This is a genomic window from Actinophytocola sp. KF-1 (assembly GCF_054661535.1).
This window is the reverse complement of record NZ_BAAFVK010000011.1, coordinates 283,618-300,991: the sequence shown is the minus strand read 5'-3', so window position 1 is coordinate 300,991 and position 17,374 is coordinate 283,618. Positions and strand designations below refer to the sequence as shown.

The following is a 17,374-nucleotide window of genomic DNA, read 5'->3' as shown; positions in this document are numbered from 1 at the left end:
GGCGGCCGTCGTCGTCGTGTCCGGGTGTTCGTCGCCGCAGCCACACATGGCCGCGGCGCACATGCCCCCGGCCATCGGCTCCACGTCGGTAGTGCCGTCGTCGACGACGGCGCCGCCGCCCCCGTCGGCTCGGCCGACCACCTCGGCCACCGCCACGGCACCGCCGCCGGAGGACTGCCCACTGCCGGACGCGGGCTTCGACTGCGACTTCCAGCGCCGGATCGCGGCCGTACAGGCGTACCTGGCCGAGCGCCCCGGCACGACCGGCGTCGTGCTGCACGACCTGCGGACGGGCGCCGTGTGGCACAACGACCACGCGGACGACCCCACGTGGACCGCGTCGACGATCAAGCTCGCGATGGTGGTCGACCTGCTCACCCGCGACCGAGCGGGCGAGATCACCCTCACCGCGGATGACCGCGACCTGATCCAGTCCATGCTCAATTCGTCGGACGACGACGCGGCGGACACCCTGTGGTTCCGCTACGCGGGCGACGACCACATGACGTTCAACGACAACTTCCCGTCGTACGGGCTGACCTCCTTGGCGCCGCAGGAGGGCTACACGGACTTCTACCCGTACTGGGGCTTCCAGAAGTGCACACCGGAGGACCTGGACCGGCTCATCCACTACGTGCTGACCGAGCTGTCGGAGGACGACCGGGCGTACATCCTCGACCAGATGCGCGCGGTGGCCCCGAACCAGCAGTGGGGCGTGTGGGGCGCGGGCCCCGCAGCACAGCCCGGCAACAAGAACGGCTGGTCAGAAGAGGACGGCGGCTGGGTGATGAACTCGGTCGGTTTCGTCGGCCCCGGCCAGCGCTACACCCTGGCGGAAATGAACAACCTCCGCGGCGAAGGCGGCTACGACGCGGGCCGCGAGACGGTCACCCACGTGGCGGAACTGCTCTTCAAGGGTCGCTTCTGAGGGTCGGGCCGAGTTGTCCACAGGCCACCGCCGGGGCAGCCGTTCTTGTCGGTGGCCGCCGCTAGGCTGGAAATCGGGGGCCGGAGGCCGCCCCTCCGCGCGGACGCGGGGTGCGCGCAGAGGGTGGCATGGTCGGGTTTCCGGGCGCCGCGGGGGGCTGCCGGGGCTCGGCGTGCCGCCGGGCAGCCGCGGAATGAGCCGTGACGGGTTGGGTTGCTGCTCGATGGGCTGCCGGGCACCGGGCTGGTGTGGGCATCCACGGAGTGGGGCCGCTGCGAACGAGTCGCCGCCGAATGGGATGCTGCGAGGTGGGCTTCCGCGGAGTGGGTTGCCGCGAGATGGGCTGCGCCGGGTGGGTTGCGGCAGATCGGGCTGCAACCCGGTGGGGGTGGCGCGGGGTGGGTTGCCGCGGAGTGGCTGCTGCGGGAATGGGTTGCTGCGGGGGCCGCAGAACGGGTTGTCGCGGGGCGGGTTGCCGCGGATCGGATGGCAGCCGAACGGCTGCTGCGGATCAGGTTGCTGCGGATCAGGTTGTTGTCGAACGGGCATCCGCGGAGCGGGCTGCGGTAGACAGAGGGCTCGCGGAATGGGGCTGTGCCCGGTCGAACCGGCGCAGGCTGGGCTAGATGCGGATCAGTTTGCCGCCGGGTGGGTTGCCGCAGTGGGCTGCAGCCCAGTGTGGCCGTCGCCGGTGGCTCCTGCGGGGTGGGTTGCCGCGGAATGGGCTGCACTTCGGTGGGGCTGCCGCCGGGTGGTTGCTACGGGACGGCTGGCGGGGGCTGCGAAGTGCGCTGCCATGGATCGAACTGCCACCGATCGAGGCCGCGGTTGGGTGAACCGCCATCCAATGGGCCCCGAATGGCTGCTGCGAAGTGCCCTGCTGCGGACAGGGCTCCCGCTGACCACCAGCCCATGGGACGGGCCGCCGCGGAATGGACAGCGCAGCGGCGTCCACATAGCCGCGGCGATCGATACCCCAGCGGCAGAGCGTCGGTGGCGGAGCGGTCAGCGGTAGAACGGCAGCCGCGGGTCGAGTTGCTCCTCCCGCCACGTCTCGCGGATCCACCCGTGCGCCGGGTCGTCGCTGATCAGCCACGCTCGTTCGTCGCCTGGGCCGGCCATCACGTTCAGGTAGTACAGGTCGTAGCCGGGCGTCGCCATCGATGGGCCGTGCCAGCCGTGTGGGATCAGGACCACGTCGCCGGTGCGGACCTCCTCCAGCACGTCGATCGGCCGCTGTTCCGTGCCGTACACGCGCTGGTACGCCATCCCGCCCTTCGCGACCTCGAAGTAGTAGATCTCCTCCAGCTCGCACTCGCCCGGCCCGGCCTCGTCGTGCTTGTGCGGCGGATACGACGACCAGTTGCCGCCCGGGGTCAGCACCTCGCACGCGATCAGCCTGTCCGCCTCGAACACGCCCGGCGTGCAGAAGTTGTTGACCTGCCTGCTGCAGCTGCCCGCACCGCGCAGCTCCACGGGCGTGTCCGCGGCCGGGGCGTACCGGACCGGCAGCCGCTTCTCGCACACCGCCGACGGGAACGCGATCCTCGCGCCGTTCGCGTCGACCGTCGCCGTGCAGTCCCGTGGGAGGTACAGGAAGTCCGTGTTCGCCGTGAACACCGACTCGCGGCCGGCCAGCTCGTACGTCTCGCCGTCCACCGTCACCGTGCAGCCGCCGGACAACGGGAACACCAGCGTCTCCGCCTCGCCGGTCACCACCTGGTGCGTGCCGATGATCGTCAGGACGGTGAGGCCGCTGTACGTCCAGCCCGCCGTCTCCGGGGTGACTTTCACAGCAGCCCCGCCGCGGTGTCGACGGCACGGGCCACGTCGTCGTCCGGTGGGTACAGCAGCGACCGGCCCACCACCAGGCCGTGCACGGTCGGGTTGCGCAACGCCCGCTTCCACCGCCCGTACGTCGCCTCCTGGTCCGCGGCCACCTCCCCGCCGAGCAGCAGCGTCGGCAGCGTCGTCGTCGCCAGCACCTGTGTCATCTCCTCGCCACCGTCGCCGATCACCGGGACCTTCAACCACGTGAAGGCGGACGTCGTGCCGAGGCCCGACGCCACCGCGAGCGCCGTGGTCGCCGCAGGCACCGACAGGTCGTTGCGCAAGCACCCGCCCTCCCGGACCGACACGAACGGCTCGACCATCGCGATCAGGCGCTCCTCCGCCAGCGCGCTGACCGCGGCCGCGCACGCCGCCAGCGTCGGGGCGCTGCGGTCGTCGGCGTGGTCGACGCGCAGCAGCATCTTGCCGCCGTCGAAACCGCTGCGGGCGATCGCGGCCGCGTCGTAGCCGGTGAAGCGGTCGTCCACTTCGAACCGCGCGCCCGCCAGCCCGCCCCGGTTCATCGACCCGAAGACGCTCCGGTCGTGCAGCGCCTCCAGCAACAGCAGGTCCTCGAGGACGTCCGCGGTGCCCAGCACGCCGGTCACGCCCGGCCGCGCCAGCGCGATCGTCAACCGTCGCAGCAGGTCGGCCCGGTCGGCCATCGCCAGTGGACGGTCACCGGCGCCCAGCGCGCCGCGGGCCGGGTGGTCCGCGGCGATGATCAGGGCCTTTCCGTTGTCTCCCAACGGGGATTCCCGCCGGGTGCGGGCCTGCGCCAGCTCCGCGATCCGCTCCGGTCGGCGGGCACGGGTCGTCGCGATCCCCCGGACGACCTCCGGCCAGTCAACCCGCATCCAGTACCTCCTCCACCTCGGCGGTCGTGGGCATCGCCGCCGAACAGGACAGTCGCGACGCGACGATGGCGCCCGCCGCGTTCGCGAACCGCATCGTGCGTTCGGTGTCCCAGCCGGACAGCAGGCCGTGGCACAGCGCGCCGCCGAACGCGTCGCCGGCGCCCAGTCCGTTCACGACCTCGACCGGGTGCGGCGGCACCTCGACCGGTCCGGTGTCGTCCACCGCCAGCACACCTTTCGGGCCCTGCTTGACCACCGCGAGCCGCACACCCTTGTCCCGCAACGCCTCCGCCGCCTCGTTCGGGTCGCGGGTGGCGACCGCCGTGTCGCACTCGTCGAGGTTGCCGACGGTCACCGTCACGTGCTCGAGCGCCTCCTGCACCCACCGGCGGGCGGCTTCGCGAGACGGCCAGAACACCGGGCGGTAGTCCAGGTCCAGCACCGTCAGCGCGGCCGGGTCGCGGGCACGCAGCGCGGCCAGCGTCGCCGATCGGCTCGGCTCCTCGCACAGGCCCGTGACCGTCACCCAGAGGATCCTCGCCGCGCGGATCGCGTCGAGGTCCAGTTCGTGCGGGTGGATCACCAGATCGGGTGCCTTGGGTAATCGGTAGAAGTAGATGGGGAAGTCGTCCGGCGGGAAGATCTCGCAGAACGTGACCGGGGTCGGCAGCTCCGGCACGTCGGTGACGAACCGGTCGTCGACACCGAAGTCGCGCAGCGCCCGGTGCAGGTACTCGCCGAACGGGTCCGCACCCGTCCTGCTCACCAGCGCCACCCGGTGCCCGTACCGCGCCACCGCGACGGTCACGTTCGCGGCCGTGCCGCCGAGGTACTTCGCGAACGTCGCCACGTCCGCAAGCCCGACGCCGGTCTGCTGGGGGTAGATGTCCACCCCGAGCCTGCCCATGGCGATCACGTCGTAGGGATCACCCATTCGGCACCTCCACGCTGCGTGCGGCGTCGGCCCTGGTCAGCCAGCCGCGCCAGCTCGCGGCGGCGCGGGCGGGCTCGGTCCAGGGCTGTGAGCATCGAACCATCCTGGTGCCCGGCCGATCCAGCCATCGCAGCACGAGCCCGACCTCCTCGGCCGGTGCGCCACGCAACGGGCCCTCCCCGGGCAGCACGGTCTCCGCCGACGCCGCGAGCGCGTCCACCACCGGCATCGGCGGCACCCCGCGCCGCGCGACACCCGCCGACGCCAGCCGACCGTGCCGCACGACGGCGAACTCCCAGCCGTGGTTGCCGTCCGGCCGGGCCGCGATCAGCTCCGACACCCTCGCCAGCGCCGCCAGCCGCTGCCCCCGGTCCAGCGCGCGGACCAGCACGGCGAGCCGGTCCCGGTCGACACCGGCCTGCTCGAACCGCTCCGCCGCCGAGTGCGCCATCAGCCGCCGCTCCAGCCGGTGCAGCGGGTCCAGCAGCCTGCCCGCCACCAGCGACACGAACGACGACACCGACGGCGCGTACTGCTCGATGGTCTGCCTGCCCGCGCACGGCGCGGCACAGCGGTGCAACTCCGCGAGCGCACAGGGCGTGCCACCGGCCCGTTGTGCGGGGATGCGCACCGTGCACGGCCGGATGCCGGTCGCGTCCTGCAACGCGACCATGGCGTCCTCCGCGAGCCCGCGGGACCGGAACGGGCCCAGCGCGCCGTCGCGCGGCGTCCGCACCAGCGACAGCCGGGGGAACGGCTCGTCGGTCAGCGTCAGCCACCACGCCTGCTTCGGGTTCTTCGACCGCCGGTTGTACGCGGGCTTGTGCGCCGACAGCAGCCGCAGCTCCCGGACCTGCGCCTCCAGCGAGTGGGCGCACTCGACGTGGTCCACCCGCACCGCGAGCGCCACCATCTCCCGCAGCCTGCGCCGGGTCTCGCTGGCGGTGAAGTACTGCCGCACACGCCGCCGCAGATCGCTCGCCGTGCCGACGTACAGGACCTCCTCGCCCGGCCCCCGGAACAGGTACACGCCCGGTTTCGACGGCAGGTGGGCCGCCATGGACCGCTTGCGGCGCTGTTCCGGCGTGACGTCCGGAATGTAGTCGCGCAGCTCTTCGAGCGTCTGCACGCCGATCGACCCGACCCGTTCCAGCAACGAGTGGAAGACGTCGACGGTCGCCCGTGCGTCCTGCAGAGCCCGGTGGTTGGGCGTCGTCGTGGACCCCAAGAGCCGCGCCAGCGCGGACAGCCGGCAGCTCGGCGCCTCCTCCCTGGTCAGCACGCGCCTGGCGAGCTGGACCGTGCACACCACCGCCGGTTTGGGCCAGCGGTAGCCGAGCCGTTCGCACGCCTTGCGCACGAAGTTGGTGTCGAAGCCCGCGTTGTGCGCCACCAGCACCGCACCGCTGATGAACTCCAGGAACGCCGGTAAGACGGTGTCCAGGCGGGGCGCCGTGTAGACCATCGCGTCGGTGATGCCGGTCAGCGCCACCACCTCGGGGGGAATGCCGCGACCGGGGTCCACGAGCGTGGCGAACTCGCCGAGCACCTCGCCGCCGCGCACCTTCACCGCACCGAACTCGGTGATCGTGTCCTCGTCGCTGACCCCGGTGGTCTCGAGGTCGAACACGACGAAGGTCGTGGCACGCAGCGGCGTGCCCAGTTCGTCGAACGCGAGCTGTTCGCTCACCCCCGCTTTCGTCATGCCGGGCAAGCTAACCCAGACCACCGACAAAGCCGGTCGGTGCGGTTCTCACCTGGGGACTAACCTGGAGAGATGGTGCCGTCGATCCAACCGGTCGAGCCAGTCGACCCGGGGGACGAGCCGTCCGTGCCGCCGGACGGCGACTCCACTCTGGACTGGACCGCGCTGCCGGACGCCGTGCGCACCAGGATCGCCGAACTCGGCGCGGACGCGCTGGGCGCGTTGCCCAAGGTCGACGTGCCGCAACAGCTGCGCGCGGTCGCCAAGTTCACCCCCGCCAAGCGGGCCCGGCTGGGCGCGGGCGCCATCATCGCGAGCCTGCGGGACTCGGTCGCGTTCCGCACCGCCGTGGTCGAGTGGTGCCGCGAGCACCGGGCCGCCGCGCTGGACATGTCCGGCGACGACCCGGCCGCCGTCGCCGCGGCCGCGGTCCTCCTCGGCGCCGACAACGCGCCCCACTACCTGGAGCTGGTGTCGCGCCGCGCGTCCGACGCGGGTCTGCGGGCCCAGCGGGACGCGGCGGTCGCCCGCGCCGACAAGGCCGAGACCGAGCTGGCGAGGATCCGCGCCGAGCTGGCGGACGTGCAGGGCGCGGTCGACCGGGTCCGCGCGGAGGGCGAGGCCGAGCTGGAACGGCTCCGCAAACGCCTTCGTGAGCAGGGCGTCCGGGTGCGCAAGGCCAAGGACGAGGCCGAGAGCGCGGCAGGCGAGATCGAGCGGATCCGGGCCGAGGCGGAGGCACGGGTCGCGGCGCTGACCGAGCAGCGCGACCGCGAGCGGGAACGGGCCGAGAGCGAACGGGCCCGCGCGGAGCGGGCCGAGGCGGACGCCGAGATGGCCAGGCAGTCCGCGCGGGAGGCCCGGCAGGCCGACGAGGTCCGGCTCGCGTTGCTCGTCGACACGCTCGACGGCGCCGTCACGGGCCTGCGCAGGGAACTGGCGCTCGGCAACGCCGGGCCGCGCCCCGCCGACCTCGTGCGCGGCGCGACGGAGGCGCACGGCTCGGTCGGCCGCGTGGAGGACCCGGCGGCACTGGACCGGCTGCTGGCGCTCCCGTCGGTGCACCTCGTGGTCGACGGCTACAACGTCACCAAGACCGGGTATCCCGAACTGTCCCTCTCCGAGCAGCGCGAACGCCTGATCCGCCAGCTCGCGGCACTCGCCGCCCGCACGTCGGCCGAGGTGACGCTCGTGTTCGACGGGGCGGGCGTGGTCGCGGTGCCGACCACGGCGCCCCGGGGCGTGCGCGTCCTGTTCTCCGACCCCGGCGTGCTGGCGGACGACGTGATCCGCGCGCTGGTCACGGCCGAACCGGAGGGCAGGCCGGTGGTCGTCGTGACGTCGGACCGCGCGGTCGCCGACTCGGTGCGGCGTCGCGGTGCGCACCCCGTGCCGTCCGCGGTTCTGCTGGCCAGGCTCGGCCGGAGCTGAATTGTCGGTGGTCGGGTCTAGGTTCGCCGCATGACAACTTTGGCGAACCGCCCGGGCACCGCACTGCTGGTCATCGACGTGCAGAACGGTGTGGTGGCGCAGGCGCACGAACGTGACGCGGTGGTCGCGAACATCGCGACCCTCGTCGACAAGGCCCGGCAGGAACAGGTCCCCGTCGTCTGGGTGCAGCACTCCAGCGACGAGCTGCGGAAGGGCAGCGACAACTGGCAGTACGTCCCGGAGCTGCCCCGCGCGGACTCCGAGCCGCTGGTGGCGAAGGAGTACGGCGACTCGTTCGAGGACACGAACCTCGAGTCGGTGCTCGCCGAGCTGAAGGTGGGGCGGCTGATCGTCACCGGAGCGCAGACCGACGGTTGCGTCCGCGCGACCTTACACGGCGCGTTCACCAGGGGGTACGACGCGATCCTGGTGGGCGACGCGCACACGACGGAGGACCTGTCGCAGTGGGGCGCGCCGTCGCCCGACCAGGTCATCTCGCACACGAACCTGTACTGGAGCTTCCAGTCGGCGCCGGGCCGCACGGCGGGCACCGTCAAGACCGAGGAGGTGGAGTTCGCCTCCTAGGAACCGAATTCCCAGTGCCACGGCTCTTCGCGGCCGCGGCCGGGCCACGCCCACTCCGGGTTGACCCAGCCGAACGACGGCGCGTTGGCGCGGAGCCACGCGTACTGCGGTGAGCCGAACGACTGCGCGCCACCACACAGGTCGAGCGCCAGGCCCCAGCCGTGGTTGCTGGTGCCCGGCACGGCCGCGAGCGCGGGCTTCTGTGCGTACAACCGGACCTGCGCGTCGAACGTGCGGTACGAGTCCGTCACGCACAGGGGCGTGCGGAAGGCTGCCGTGTACGCCTGGTTCATGGCGCCGAACGCGGCCGCCGCGTCGCAGCGCAGCGCGTGGTCGCCGACACCGATCGGGCACAGGGCGGTCAGCGGGATGAACCCGTTCGGGTAACCGCCCCACAGGCCCGACGGCATCGACACGCCACCGCAGCGCCACGGCAGCCCGTCGTCGGTCGCCCGGGGGACGGCGCGTGCCCGCACGTGTGCGAGCGCGGGCCGGGCGAAGCCGAGTGTGTCGGCGGGCAGGTCGGTGACCACGACGCCCGCGATGCGCGCGTCGGCGGCCAGCATCGTGCGGTCGTCGAGCACGATCCCGACGCCCTGCACGCCGTAGCGCTCCGGACCGAGGAACACGAGGTCGCCGGGCTGCGGCTGGGTGACGGGCGCGAGCACGGCGTACTGGTCGGCGATGCCCGCGGGCACCGCGGTGCCGTACGCGGCGCGGACCAGGCCGTCGCACGAGTAGGCGGCCGAGCCCGTGCCGTCGGGTGCGTACGGCTTGCCGAGCGCGTCGATGGCACGGGTGACGGCGGTGATCGTCTCGGCGGGCAGCACGAGCACGCGGCCACCGGAGGGCAGCACCCGCTCCGCGACGCCCGGTTCCGACAGCGGGGTCAGGCCCGGCGGGAAACGAGCCGTGTCACGCAGGCGCGCGGCCGGTGGTGGCGTGATGCCCGCCGCAGTGAGCTGGTCGAGGTAGGCACGCCAGTTGTCGGCCGTGGTGCGGTTGCGGTGCTGCTGGGCCTGCTGCTGCGCGACGACCGCCGCGTTGGTGTCGGCCACGAGCCCGCGCAGTTCCGACGACACCGCAGCGGCGCGGTTGCGCGCGTCCGCGTCGCGCCGGTCGAGGTCGGCCTTGCGGCGGGCCGCGGCGGAGGCGGTCGCCTCGGCCGTGTCCTGTGCCGCCGTGGCCGCGCTCTGCCTGCGCACGGCGCCCGCGAGGCGCACGTCCTGGTCGGTGCGCAGGCGGGCGAGCAGGCCGGTGCCGTCGAGGAACTCGGCGGGATCGTCGGCGGACACCAGGGCGCGCAGCCCGGTTGGCTGGGCGAGGGTCTCGTAGACGGTCGCCGAGTAGGTGTCGACCTCGGCCTGCTGCGCGGCGACGACCTTGTCGGCGGCGGCGCGTGCCGCCCTGGCCTTCGCCGCGGCGTCGTTCGCGGTGCGCAGGTCCCGCTCCGCGACGCGGATCCGGCCGGCGAGGTCCGCCAGCTCGCGCTGCACGTCGGTCGCCGTGCGCTGGAGGCGGGCCACCTCGGGCGCGGCGAACGCCTCGCCGGGGCGCGGGTCGGTCGCCGGGGTACCGGGCGGGCCGGGTTCGACCGGCGGCGCGGTGAGCAGCATGGCGGCCAGCGCCAGTCCCACTGCCACGCGCACGCGGCACCTCCTGCCTCGACGTCCCCGGTGTTCTCACCGCGTACAACGCGCCTTGGGTGGACCGGGATGCGGTGTGCCCGGTTCACGGTATTCAGCTGCTCTCGGTGGGCGGTTCCGGGGCGTCGACGAAATGCGGATTCCGGTGCTGAGCTGCGCGAACCCAAAATTGTCGGTGGTGTCGCATAACGTGCCGGGCATGAAGAACGACAAGCGATCGGAGCTCGGGATGATCATCGACTGCGACAGCTGCGTGGTCCGCGGCCTGGCCTGCGGCGACTGTGTCGTGAGCGTGCTGCTGGGGGTGCCGCCGAACGTGGAGATCGACGCGCTCGAACAACGCGCGATAGATACGCTCGGCCGCGCCGGGATAGTCCCGAGGCTGCGCCTGGAGCGCATGGATCGGTCGGCGTGAGGCGATTTGTCCGACACGCGGGGCCGAATAGGCCTGTCGACGAGCGGTCGGCAAACGTCGCCGAGTGGCATGACCGGGTTACCACAAGCCGGTGAACTGTGGTGTTGCCGTAGTCACACAGTGGAGTCAGGGCTGCTCCATTGGTGTTCCGGGCCGTCTGATCCACATTTTTCGGCGGGCCAGGTAGACGCATCGACTCACGTTTCGTAACCTGTCCGAGATCTCGCGGCCGACAGCGGCACACCCCGAGGCCGCTACGCGGGATCGCCGCCGAAGCCGGCCTTGTCGAGAGGCCGGACCGGTTCCCCCACGGTGGGTGGGGCACTGACGTTGGACAGCCGCTGTTGCGGTAGTCCCTTGTCGCCAGCGCCACCCGGTCGGCGGTTCGGATGTAAGGGAGACACGCGCGACGTGGCGTCGCAAAGAACCAAGCGCGCAGTCCGGGCCGGGTTGAGTGTCAGCGCCGCAGCGGCGTTGCTCATCGCTGTGCCGGGACCGGCTCTCGCGCTTCCCCTCGCCTACCAGCAGCCCCCGCCCCCCGAAACGGCTTCCGAGGCGCTCGCGCAGTACAAGAAGCTGTCCGACCAGGCCGAGCAGGTGAACGAGGACCTGCTTGCCGCGAAGACCGACCTCGACAAGAAGAACGCCGCGTTGGCCAAGGCCAACCAGGACCTGGCGGCCGCCAAGCGCGCCCAGGACCAGGCGGCGGCCGACGAGGAGGCGTTCCGCGGCCAGGTCGACAACCTGACCAACGCGTCCTTCCAGGGTGCGCGGTTCAACAAGCTGTCGGCACTGCTCACCGGCTCCTCGGCCGACGACTTCCTTGAGCGCGCGTCCGCGCTCGGCGTCATCGCGGCCGACAACGAGGAAGCGCTCTCGAAGCTGACCGCCGCGGTGAACCAGGCCGCGGACGCGCAGGCGAAGGCCGCCGACGCCAAGAAGCGCGCGGCGGACGCCTCCGCGGCGGCGAAGCAGCTGGTCGACAAGGTCACCAAGACCAAGAACAGCCTCGACGCCCAGATCGACAAGGTCGAGGACGCCTACGAGAAGCTGTCCGGCGCGGACCAGCAGGTCCTGATGGGCGAGACGGACAACTCCGTCTACCTCGCGGTCGGCCCCGGCCTCGGCCCCGCGGCGGCGGAGGCCGCCATGTCGCAGCGCGGCAAGATGTACGTGTGGGGCGCGGCGGGCCCGGACAACTACGACTGCTCCGGCCTCACCATGTGGGCCTACGCGCAGGTCGGTGTCAGCCTCCCGCACTCCAGCCGCGCGCAGTACGGCTACGGCAAGTCCGTGGCCTACGGCGAGTGGCAGGCCGGTGACCTGCTGTTCTACGGCAGCAGCGCGAGTTCCATCCACCACGTCGCCATGTACATCGGCGACGGCATGCTGGTGCACGCCTCCCAGTCCGGCACCCCGGTCCAGACCGCGGCGGCCCCGGACGGCGGCGGCGGCGACTACCTCGGCGCCAAGCGCATCGTCGGCTGACGCCATCGACATCGCTCTCGGGACCGGCGCGTTCGCGTCGGTCCCGAGGCGTCTCGGCACCTAACATGCATCCTGTGCAGCCCAGGTCGAAGGCGCGGAGGTGGCTCGGAGCGGCCGTGGCCGCGGTCGCGCTCGCCGGCATCGCGCTCGTGTCGCTGCCCGGCGCCGGCCAGGAGACCGGTCCGACCGCGGGGCCCGGCAGGCCGATGGGCGCGGTCAGCCCGGCGCCCCAGGCCGACGCCTCCCGCACCGACGCCGTCACCGACCTGCTGAACCGCCGCGCGAAGGCGCTGGTGGCCCACGACGAGCAGGCGTTCCTCGCCACGCTCGACCCGAAGGCGGACGAGGCGTTCGTCAGCACCCAGCGCAGGCTGTTCGACAACCTGACCGGCGTGCCGTTCGACGAGTGGAGCTACCGCCTGCGCCCGGACGACGCGCTCGACGTCGCCGAGGTGCCGGACCGGTTCACGTCCGTGCCGTCCGACGAGCTGTGGGCCCCCGCCGTCGACCTGCGGTACGCGCTGCGCGGGGCCGACGTCATCCCCACCGAACGCACCATGGGCTTCCTGTTCGCCCGCCACGGCGACGACTGGTACCTGCGGTCCGACACCGCCCTGGACGGCCTGGGCAGGCGCACGTGGCGCGGGCCGTGGGACTTCGCGCCGTGCGTGGTCACCACCACCGAGCACGGCATCGTGCTGAGCCACCCCGGCAGCCAGCCGATGGTGGACCGGCTGGTCCGCGAGCTGGACCCGTCGGTGCGCGCGGTGAGCGAGCTGTGGCCGACGCCGTGGTCGCGACGGGTCGCGCTGATGCTGCCGGACTCGCCGGGGGAGATGCGCGCACTGGTCGGACCCGATTTCCCGGTCGAGTCGGTGGTGGCCGTCGCGGTCGCCGACCGGGTCGACAACAAGACCCGCACGGTCGCGGGCCAGCGGGTGGTGCTGAGCCCGACCGGGGTGCGGAGCCTGTCGATCGCGTCGCTGCGGATCGTGCTGCGCCACGAGATCACCCACCTCGCGGCCCGCGCGGACACCGTCGACGGCTCGCCGACGTGGCTGCTCGAGGGTTTCGCGGACTGGGTCGGCTACCGCGACAGCGGCGTCACCCTCGCCGAAGGTGCCCCTGACCTGGCGAAACAGGTGCGGCAGGACGGACCGCCCGCCGGGCTGCCCGAGGACAGGGCGTTCCGCTCCGGCGGTTCGGACCTCGACCTCGCCTACCAGCAGAGCTGGTCGCTGGCCCGCTACGTCGCGGAGACGTACGGCGAGGACCGGCTGATCGCGATGTACCGGGAGCTGGCCGCGGCGGGCGCGGTGTCGGCGACGGAGACCGACCGGATGCTGCGTGACGTGCTCGGAGCCGACCGCGCGGAGCTGGTGCGGGGCTGGCAGTCATATCTCCGGAAAGCGCTCAAGTAGGGTTTCCGGGTGCCTCGGACCCTGGTGGTGACCAACGACTTCCCGCCTCGCAACGGCGGTATCCAGTCCTACCTGCACGCGCTCGCGACCCGGCTGCCGGAGGACGACCTGGTCGTCTACGCGCCGGCGTGGGAGGGCGCCCGCGAGTTCGACGCGGCGCAGCCGTTCCCGGTCGTGCGGCACCCGTCGAGCCTGATGCTCCCGGTGCCGGACGTGGCGCGGCGTGCGAAGGAGATCCTGCGTGCCGAGGGCTGCGACACCGTGTGGTTCGGCGCGGCCGCCCCGCTGGCACTGCTCGCGCCGACGCTGCGGAAGGCGGGGGCCGAGCGGGTGATCGCGAGCACGCACGGCCACGAGGTGGGCTGGTCCATGCTGCCCGGCGCTCGGCATGCGCTGCGGCGGATCGGCAACACCGCCGACGTCGTGACGTTCGTCAGCAAGTACACGCGCTCCCGGTTCGCGTCGGCGTTCGGCCCGATGGCGGCGCTGGAGCACCTGCCGTCCGGGGTGGACACCGACCAGTTCCGCCCGGACTTCGCGGCGCGCAAGGAGATCCGCACCCGGCACGGCCTCGGCGACCGGCCGGTCGTGGTGTGCGTGTCCAGGCTGTGGCCGCGCAAGGGACAGGACATGCTGATCCGGTCGCTGCCCGCGATCCGGCAGCGGGTGCCGGAGGCGGCGCTGCTGCTCGTCGGCGGCGGCCCGTACGAGGACCGGCTGCGATCGCTGGCGACGCAGCTGGACGTGGCGGAGCACGTGGTCTTCACCGGGCGCGTGCCGTGGGAGGAGCTGCCCGCGCACTACGTGGCGGGTGACGTGTTCGCGATGCCGTGCCGGACGCACGGGCGCGGGCTTGACGTCGAGGGGCTCGGGATCGTGTACCTGGAGGCGTCGGCGTCCGGGCTGCCGGTGGTGGCCGGGAACTCGGGCGGCGCACCGGAGACCGTGCTCGACGGCGTGACCGGCAATGTCGTCGACGGCAGGGACCTCCCGGTGATTGCCAAGAAGGTCGGCGACCTGCTGGCGAACCCCGCGCTGGCGACGGAGATGGGTGAGGCCGGGCGTCGGTGGGTGTCGCGCCACTGGCGCTGGGAGGACATCGCCCACCGGCTGACGCGCTTGCTGGACGGCTCGGCCTTCTGAGGTCTGGCCTCCGGCCCCCGATTTCCAGCGTACCGGCGACCACCGACAGAACCGTCCGACAGCGGACCGGTTGTCCACAGCGGTCTCGGCGACAACTGATGGTTGGTCTTTCGGCGGGGGCGATTGCCGCGGCGAAGATACGGGCGGCGGCTGGCAGCGGTCCGGTTACCGGGGCTCCCGGCGGCGACAGCGGCGGACAGGCTTGGCCTCCCGCCCCCGGAATCCAGCCTACGGGCAGGCACCGACAAAACGGCGCTGTCGGGGGCATGCCTGTGGACAGCGGGAAGGGCTTCCGGAGGCGGTGTCCTTCGCGGCACACTGCTGCTTCCGGATCCCTGCCCACGGAAGGCACCGACGAAGACGTGGCGCGCCTGTGGACAAAGCTCCGGGTCCGGGCGAGGTTCGGCACAGGGGTCCGTGCAGGCCTGCGGACAGTGGGCGCGGCCTCCGATCTCCGGTGAGTCCCTGGCAGAGCGGTGTCGTCTGTGCGCCCCCTGTGGACAGTTGGGCGGCCTCGGGCCCGGAACGCCGCCTGCGGGCGAACCCTGACAGACGGCGCAGTCGGTGGCGTGTCTGCGGATAAGGGGGCGGCCTCCGGCCCCCGGAATCCAGCGTAGGGGCGTGCACCGACAAGGTGGCGCTGTCCAGGGCAGCCGTGTGGACAGTTGGGCGGCTTCAGGCTCCCGAATGATGCCTGCGGTCGAGCGACGGCGTGGTGACGCTGTCCGGGACAGCCGTGTGGACGGATGGGTGGCTTCGGGCCCGGAACGCTGCCTGCGGGCGAGCGCCGACAAGGTGGCGCTGTCCGGGGCACCCGTGTGGACGGATGGGCGGCTTCGGGCTCCAGAATCCTGCCTGCGGGCGAACGCCGACAAGACTGCGCTATCCCGTGGCAGCCCTGTGGACGGATGGGCGGCGTCTGCCTCCGGCATCCTGCCCAAAGGACGAGTTCCGACAAACGCCCTGTCCGAGGCGTGTCCGCAGACAGGGACGGCCTCCGGCCCCCGGAATCCAGCTTACGGGTGTGCACCGACAAAGCGGCGCCGTCCATGGCGCCCCTGTGGACAGACGGGCGGCCTCCGGCCCCCGGTTGCCCTCCTACGGGGAGGCACCGACAGTTCGCTCACCACGCGAGAAACTGTGGACAACCGCCACGGTTGTGGACAAACCCTTGTCCCGCAACGGTTGTCGCGCGGCGCTGTCGGTGGTGGCTGGTAGCGTGGTTCGAGGGGGCCGGAGGCCGCCGTCAGCGTGGCACCGCCCAGGATTCGATCTCCGGGAAGTCCTCCTCCGTTGCCGGGCTTGGCCTGGCCGGTGTGGGTTGCGGGAGTACCAGCGCGCGTAGTTCCGCCGCCAGGTCCTCGCCTGCTGCCGGGGTCAGGACCTCGATGCCCGCGTTCAGCGCCGCCGCGGACGCTTCCTGTACCAGGCGGTAGATCTCCGCCGCCAGCTTGTCCGGGCCCGCCGCCAGTGCGTGCGGGGCCAGCGCCAGCGCGATCAGGCGTCCCTCGAGGTTCACCGTCGCTTCGATGCCGTTGCCGGCCGCTGTCGCGGTGATCGCGCTCAGTGCGCCGAAGACCTCCGGGGTGGCGCGGGTGCTCAGCTCGATCAGCTCGTCCACCGACAGGTCGGTCACTGCGCCCGCCACGTGTCCGGGACCGTCGACTCGGCCCGCTCCGTCAGGGACGCCGACTGGGTCAGGCCGAGCACCGCCGGGTCGACGCCCGCCAGTGCCGCACGCAGTGCGTGCTTCGTGCGCTGGTTGGCCTGCGCCGTCGCCTGCGCGACCGCGTCCACGACCGTCGCCGCGAGTGTTGCTGCGCCCTGGTCCAGGGCGGACCTCGTCAGGGTGAGGCCCGCCAGGGCACCGCCTGGGCAGACCTCGGCGGTCACGCCGCGCACGGTCGCCGCGCCTCTGATGTCACTCACTTCGGGTGCACCCCTCCATAGAACGTCGCGCTGGACAGGGTGTGGGTCACGCGCCGCACCTGGTCCGACGAGTTGCCCTCGATCAGGGTCACCCGGTCGCCGTGGACGCTCTCCACGATCCCGATGTGCTTGCTCGTCGCCGTGCTCTCCGGGCCCGTCCCGAACAGCAGCACGTCACCCGGCCTGGCCTGGTCGAGGTTGTTCTTGCCGTACGCGAGGCCGCGTTCGCGACCCCAGTCGTAGACGTCGCCGGTGAACGGCAGGATCCCGATGTCCACACCGGATTTCTGCCAGACCCACGTCGCGAAGTTGGCGCACCACGGACCCGTCGGCCCGTACTTGTTCGTGTTGCCCGGCCCCTCGTGGTAGCCGAGCTGGCTGCGGGCGCGGTCGAGGACGCGCTTGCCGAGGGCGCCGCCCTCGCGCTTCTTCGGCTTCCGCTCGCCCGGGTCGGCGTACCCGTCGTGCTCGACGCGGCGTTCGAGCTTGCGCAGGTCCTCCGCCGCGTCCTTCATCTCCCGCTGCACGGCACGCAGGTGCTTGACCGACTCGTTGGTGTACGTCCGCACCAGGTCGACCACCTGCCCGACCGCACGCAGCAGCGCCGCCCGCTGCCCCGCGCCCTGCACCGCCCTGGCCCCGTCGAGGATCGCGGCCGCCTTCGTCGTGTACTCGTCGACCAGGTGCGCCACCGCGCGGTGGTTCGCGTCCAGCGACGACGCCGTGGCCGCGACGATCGACGCGCCCTTCGCCGCCGACGCCGCCGTCACGTCCAGCGCCTTGGTCATGGTGCGGGCCTTGCGGTCGAACGCCGCCGCGGCCTTGCCCTCCCAGTGGCCGGTGGCGGTCGCCGCGGTCGTCCTGTGGTCGGCGTGGTGGCGTTCCACCGCACGCGCGGTCGCCTCGAGCGCCGCCTGCGCCCGGTACGCGTCCTCCGCCTTGCCCGCCAGCTTGTTGCGGTGCGCGATGAGCTGTCCCGCGACCTTGCGCGCGATCACCTGCGAGTCCATGCACCCACGATCGGACCGCGCAGGCCCGGGTGGAAGCGGCGGTGCACGGACG

General features: G+C 72.5%; 15 protein-coding genes. 7 read left to right on the top strand and 8 right to left on the bottom strand.

Annotated elements, in window-relative coordinates:
* Positions 1 to 46 precede the first annotated feature (46 nt).
* Complete coding sequence (locus tag ACYQ77_RS31380; RefSeq protein ID WP_459717538.1) at positions 47 to 928, top strand: serine hydrolase; 882 nt, start codon at positions 47 to 49, stop codon at positions 926 to 928.
* A 1,005-nt stretch (positions 929 to 1,933) separates the two neighbouring features.
* Here the strand turns inward: ACYQ77_RS31380 and iolB are convergent.
* The 4 genes from iolB to ACYQ77_RS31360 are packed head-to-tail and all read right to left on the bottom strand — an operon-like array spanning position 1,934 to position 6,254.
* Positions 1,934 to 2,722 carry a 5-deoxy-glucuronate isomerase gene (gene iolB, locus ACYQ77_RS31375; protein WP_459717535.1) on the bottom strand — a complete coding sequence of 263 codons (789 nt, stop codon included), beginning with the start codon at positions 2,720 to 2,722 and terminating at the stop codon, positions 1,934 to 1,936.
* Positions 2,719 to 3,615 carry a Cgl0159 family (beta/alpha)8-fold protein gene (locus tag ACYQ77_RS31370; protein ID WP_459717534.1) on the bottom strand — a complete coding sequence of 299 codons (897 nt, stop codon included), beginning with the start codon at positions 3,613 to 3,615 and terminating at the stop codon, positions 2,719 to 2,721. The genes iolB and ACYQ77_RS31370 overlap by 4 nt, the downstream gene beginning before the upstream one ends.
* Positions 3,605 to 4,549 carry a 5-dehydro-2-deoxygluconokinase gene (gene iolC / locus ACYQ77_RS31365; protein ID WP_459717531.1) on the bottom strand — a complete coding sequence of 315 codons (945 nt, stop codon included), beginning with the start codon at positions 4,547 to 4,549 and terminating at the stop codon, positions 3,605 to 3,607. The genes ACYQ77_RS31370 and iolC overlap by 11 nt, the downstream gene beginning before the upstream one ends.
* Positions 4,542 to 6,254 (bottom strand): DEDD exonuclease domain-containing protein, encoded by a 1,713-nt coding sequence (locus ACYQ77_RS31360; RefSeq protein WP_459717529.1) that lies wholly within the window; start codon positions 6,252 to 6,254, stop codon positions 4,542 to 4,544. Before ACYQ77_RS31360 ends, iolC begins: the two co-directional genes overlap by 8 nt.
* 72 nt (positions 6,255 to 6,326) lie before the next feature.
* On the opposite strand from ACYQ77_RS31360, the gene ACYQ77_RS31355 reads away from it, so the two are divergent.
* Complete coding sequence (locus tag ACYQ77_RS31355) at positions 6,327 to 7,685, top strand: NYN domain-containing protein (protein ID WP_459717526.1); 1,359 nt, start codon at positions 6,327 to 6,329, stop codon at positions 7,683 to 7,685.
* Positions 7,686 to 7,715: 30 nt separating this feature from the next.
* The gene (locus ACYQ77_RS31350; protein ID WP_459717525.1) at positions 7,716 to 8,270 is read left to right on the top strand and encodes an isochorismatase family protein; all 555 of its coding nucleotides are present in this window, start codon (positions 7,716 to 7,718) and stop codon (positions 8,268 to 8,270) included.
* Here ACYQ77_RS31350 and ACYQ77_RS31345 read toward each other — a convergent pair.
* A complete protein-coding gene (locus tag ACYQ77_RS31345) occupies positions 8,267 to 9,913 on the bottom strand; it encodes a D-alanyl-D-alanine carboxypeptidase family protein (protein WP_459717522.1) in 1,647 nt (548 codons plus the stop codon). The two genes, ACYQ77_RS31350 and ACYQ77_RS31345, sit on opposite strands and share 4 nt — an antisense overlap.
* A 202-nt stretch (positions 9,914 to 10,115) precedes the next feature.
* On the opposite strand from ACYQ77_RS31345, the gene ACYQ77_RS31340 reads away from it, so the two are divergent.
* From ACYQ77_RS31340 to ACYQ77_RS31325, 4 genes are all read left to right on the top strand, one after another.
* Entirely contained in the window at positions 10,116 to 10,331 is a 216-nt protein-coding gene (locus ACYQ77_RS31340) for a hypothetical protein (RefSeq protein WP_459717520.1), read from the top strand.
* A gap of 486 nt (positions 10,332 to 10,817) precedes the next feature.
* A complete protein-coding gene (locus tag ACYQ77_RS31335) occupies positions 10,818 to 11,819 on the top strand; it encodes an NlpC/P60 family protein (RefSeq protein ID WP_459717517.1) in 1,002 nt (333 codons plus the stop codon).
* A 74-nt stretch (positions 11,820 to 11,893) separates the two neighbouring features.
* Positions 11,894 to 13,240, top strand: a complete 1,347-nt coding sequence (locus ACYQ77_RS31330; RefSeq protein WP_459717515.1) for a basic secretory protein-like protein — start codon at positions 11,894 to 11,896, stop codon at positions 13,238 to 13,240.
* 9 nt (positions 13,241 to 13,249) lie between these two features.
* Positions 13,250 to 14,383 carry a glycosyltransferase family 4 protein gene (locus ACYQ77_RS31325; protein ID WP_459717513.1) on the top strand — a complete coding sequence of 378 codons (1,134 nt, stop codon included), beginning with the start codon at positions 13,250 to 13,252 and terminating at the stop codon, positions 14,381 to 14,383.
* A 1,246-nt stretch (positions 14,384 to 15,629) separates the two neighbouring features.
* Here the strand turns inward: ACYQ77_RS31325 and ACYQ77_RS31320 are convergent.
* Genes ACYQ77_RS31320 through ACYQ77_RS31310 form a run of 3 tightly spaced genes read right to left on the bottom strand, consistent with a single transcriptional unit; the run spans position 15,630 to position 17,322 of the window.
* Entirely contained in the window at positions 15,630 to 16,031 is a 402-nt protein-coding gene (locus ACYQ77_RS31320; RefSeq protein ID WP_459717510.1) for a hypothetical protein, read from the bottom strand.
* Complete coding sequence (locus ACYQ77_RS31315; protein WP_459717509.1) at positions 16,016 to 16,312, bottom strand: YbaB/EbfC family DNA-binding protein; 297 nt, start codon at positions 16,310 to 16,312, stop codon at positions 16,016 to 16,018. Before ACYQ77_RS31315 ends, ACYQ77_RS31320 begins: the two co-directional genes overlap by 16 nt.
* A complete protein-coding gene (locus tag ACYQ77_RS31310; protein ID WP_459717506.1) occupies positions 16,309 to 17,322 on the bottom strand; it encodes a CHAP domain-containing protein in 1,014 nt (337 codons plus the stop codon). Before ACYQ77_RS31310 ends, ACYQ77_RS31315 begins: the two co-directional genes overlap by 4 nt.
* Positions 17,323 to 17,374 lie beyond the last annotated feature (52 nt).

What these genes read in the sequence shown, in the direction of transcription:
- ACYQ77_RS31380 (WP_459717538.1), top strand. Translation starts at nt 47, where the DNA reads ATGGCCGCGGCGCACATGCCCCCGGCCATCGGCTCCACGTCGGTAGTG.
- ACYQ77_RS31370 (WP_459717534.1), bottom strand. Translation starts at nt 3,615, where the DNA reads ATGCGGGTTGACTGGCCGGAGGTCGTCCGGGGGATCGCGACGACCCGT.
- iolC (WP_459717531.1), bottom strand. Translation starts at nt 4,549, where the DNA reads ATGGGTGATCCCTACGACGTGATCGCCATGGGCAGGCTCGGGGTGGAC.
- ACYQ77_RS31360 (WP_459717529.1), bottom strand. Translation starts at nt 6,254, where the DNA reads ATGACGAAAGCGGGGGTGAGCGAACAGCTCGCGTTCGACGAACTGGGC.
- ACYQ77_RS31355 (WP_459717526.1), top strand. Translation starts at nt 6,327, where the DNA reads ATGGTGCCGTCGATCCAACCGGTCGAGCCAGTCGACCCGGGGGACGAG.
- ACYQ77_RS31350 (WP_459717525.1), top strand. Translation starts at nt 7,716, where the DNA reads ATGACAACTTTGGCGAACCGCCCGGGCACCGCACTGCTGGTCATCGAC.
- ACYQ77_RS31340 (WP_459717520.1), top strand. Translation starts at nt 10,116, where the DNA reads ATGAAGAACGACAAGCGATCGGAGCTCGGGATGATCATCGACTGCGAC.
- ACYQ77_RS31310 (WP_459717506.1), bottom strand. Translation starts at nt 17,322, where the DNA reads ATGGACTCGCAGGTGATCGCGCGCAAGGTCGCGGGACAGCTCATCGCG.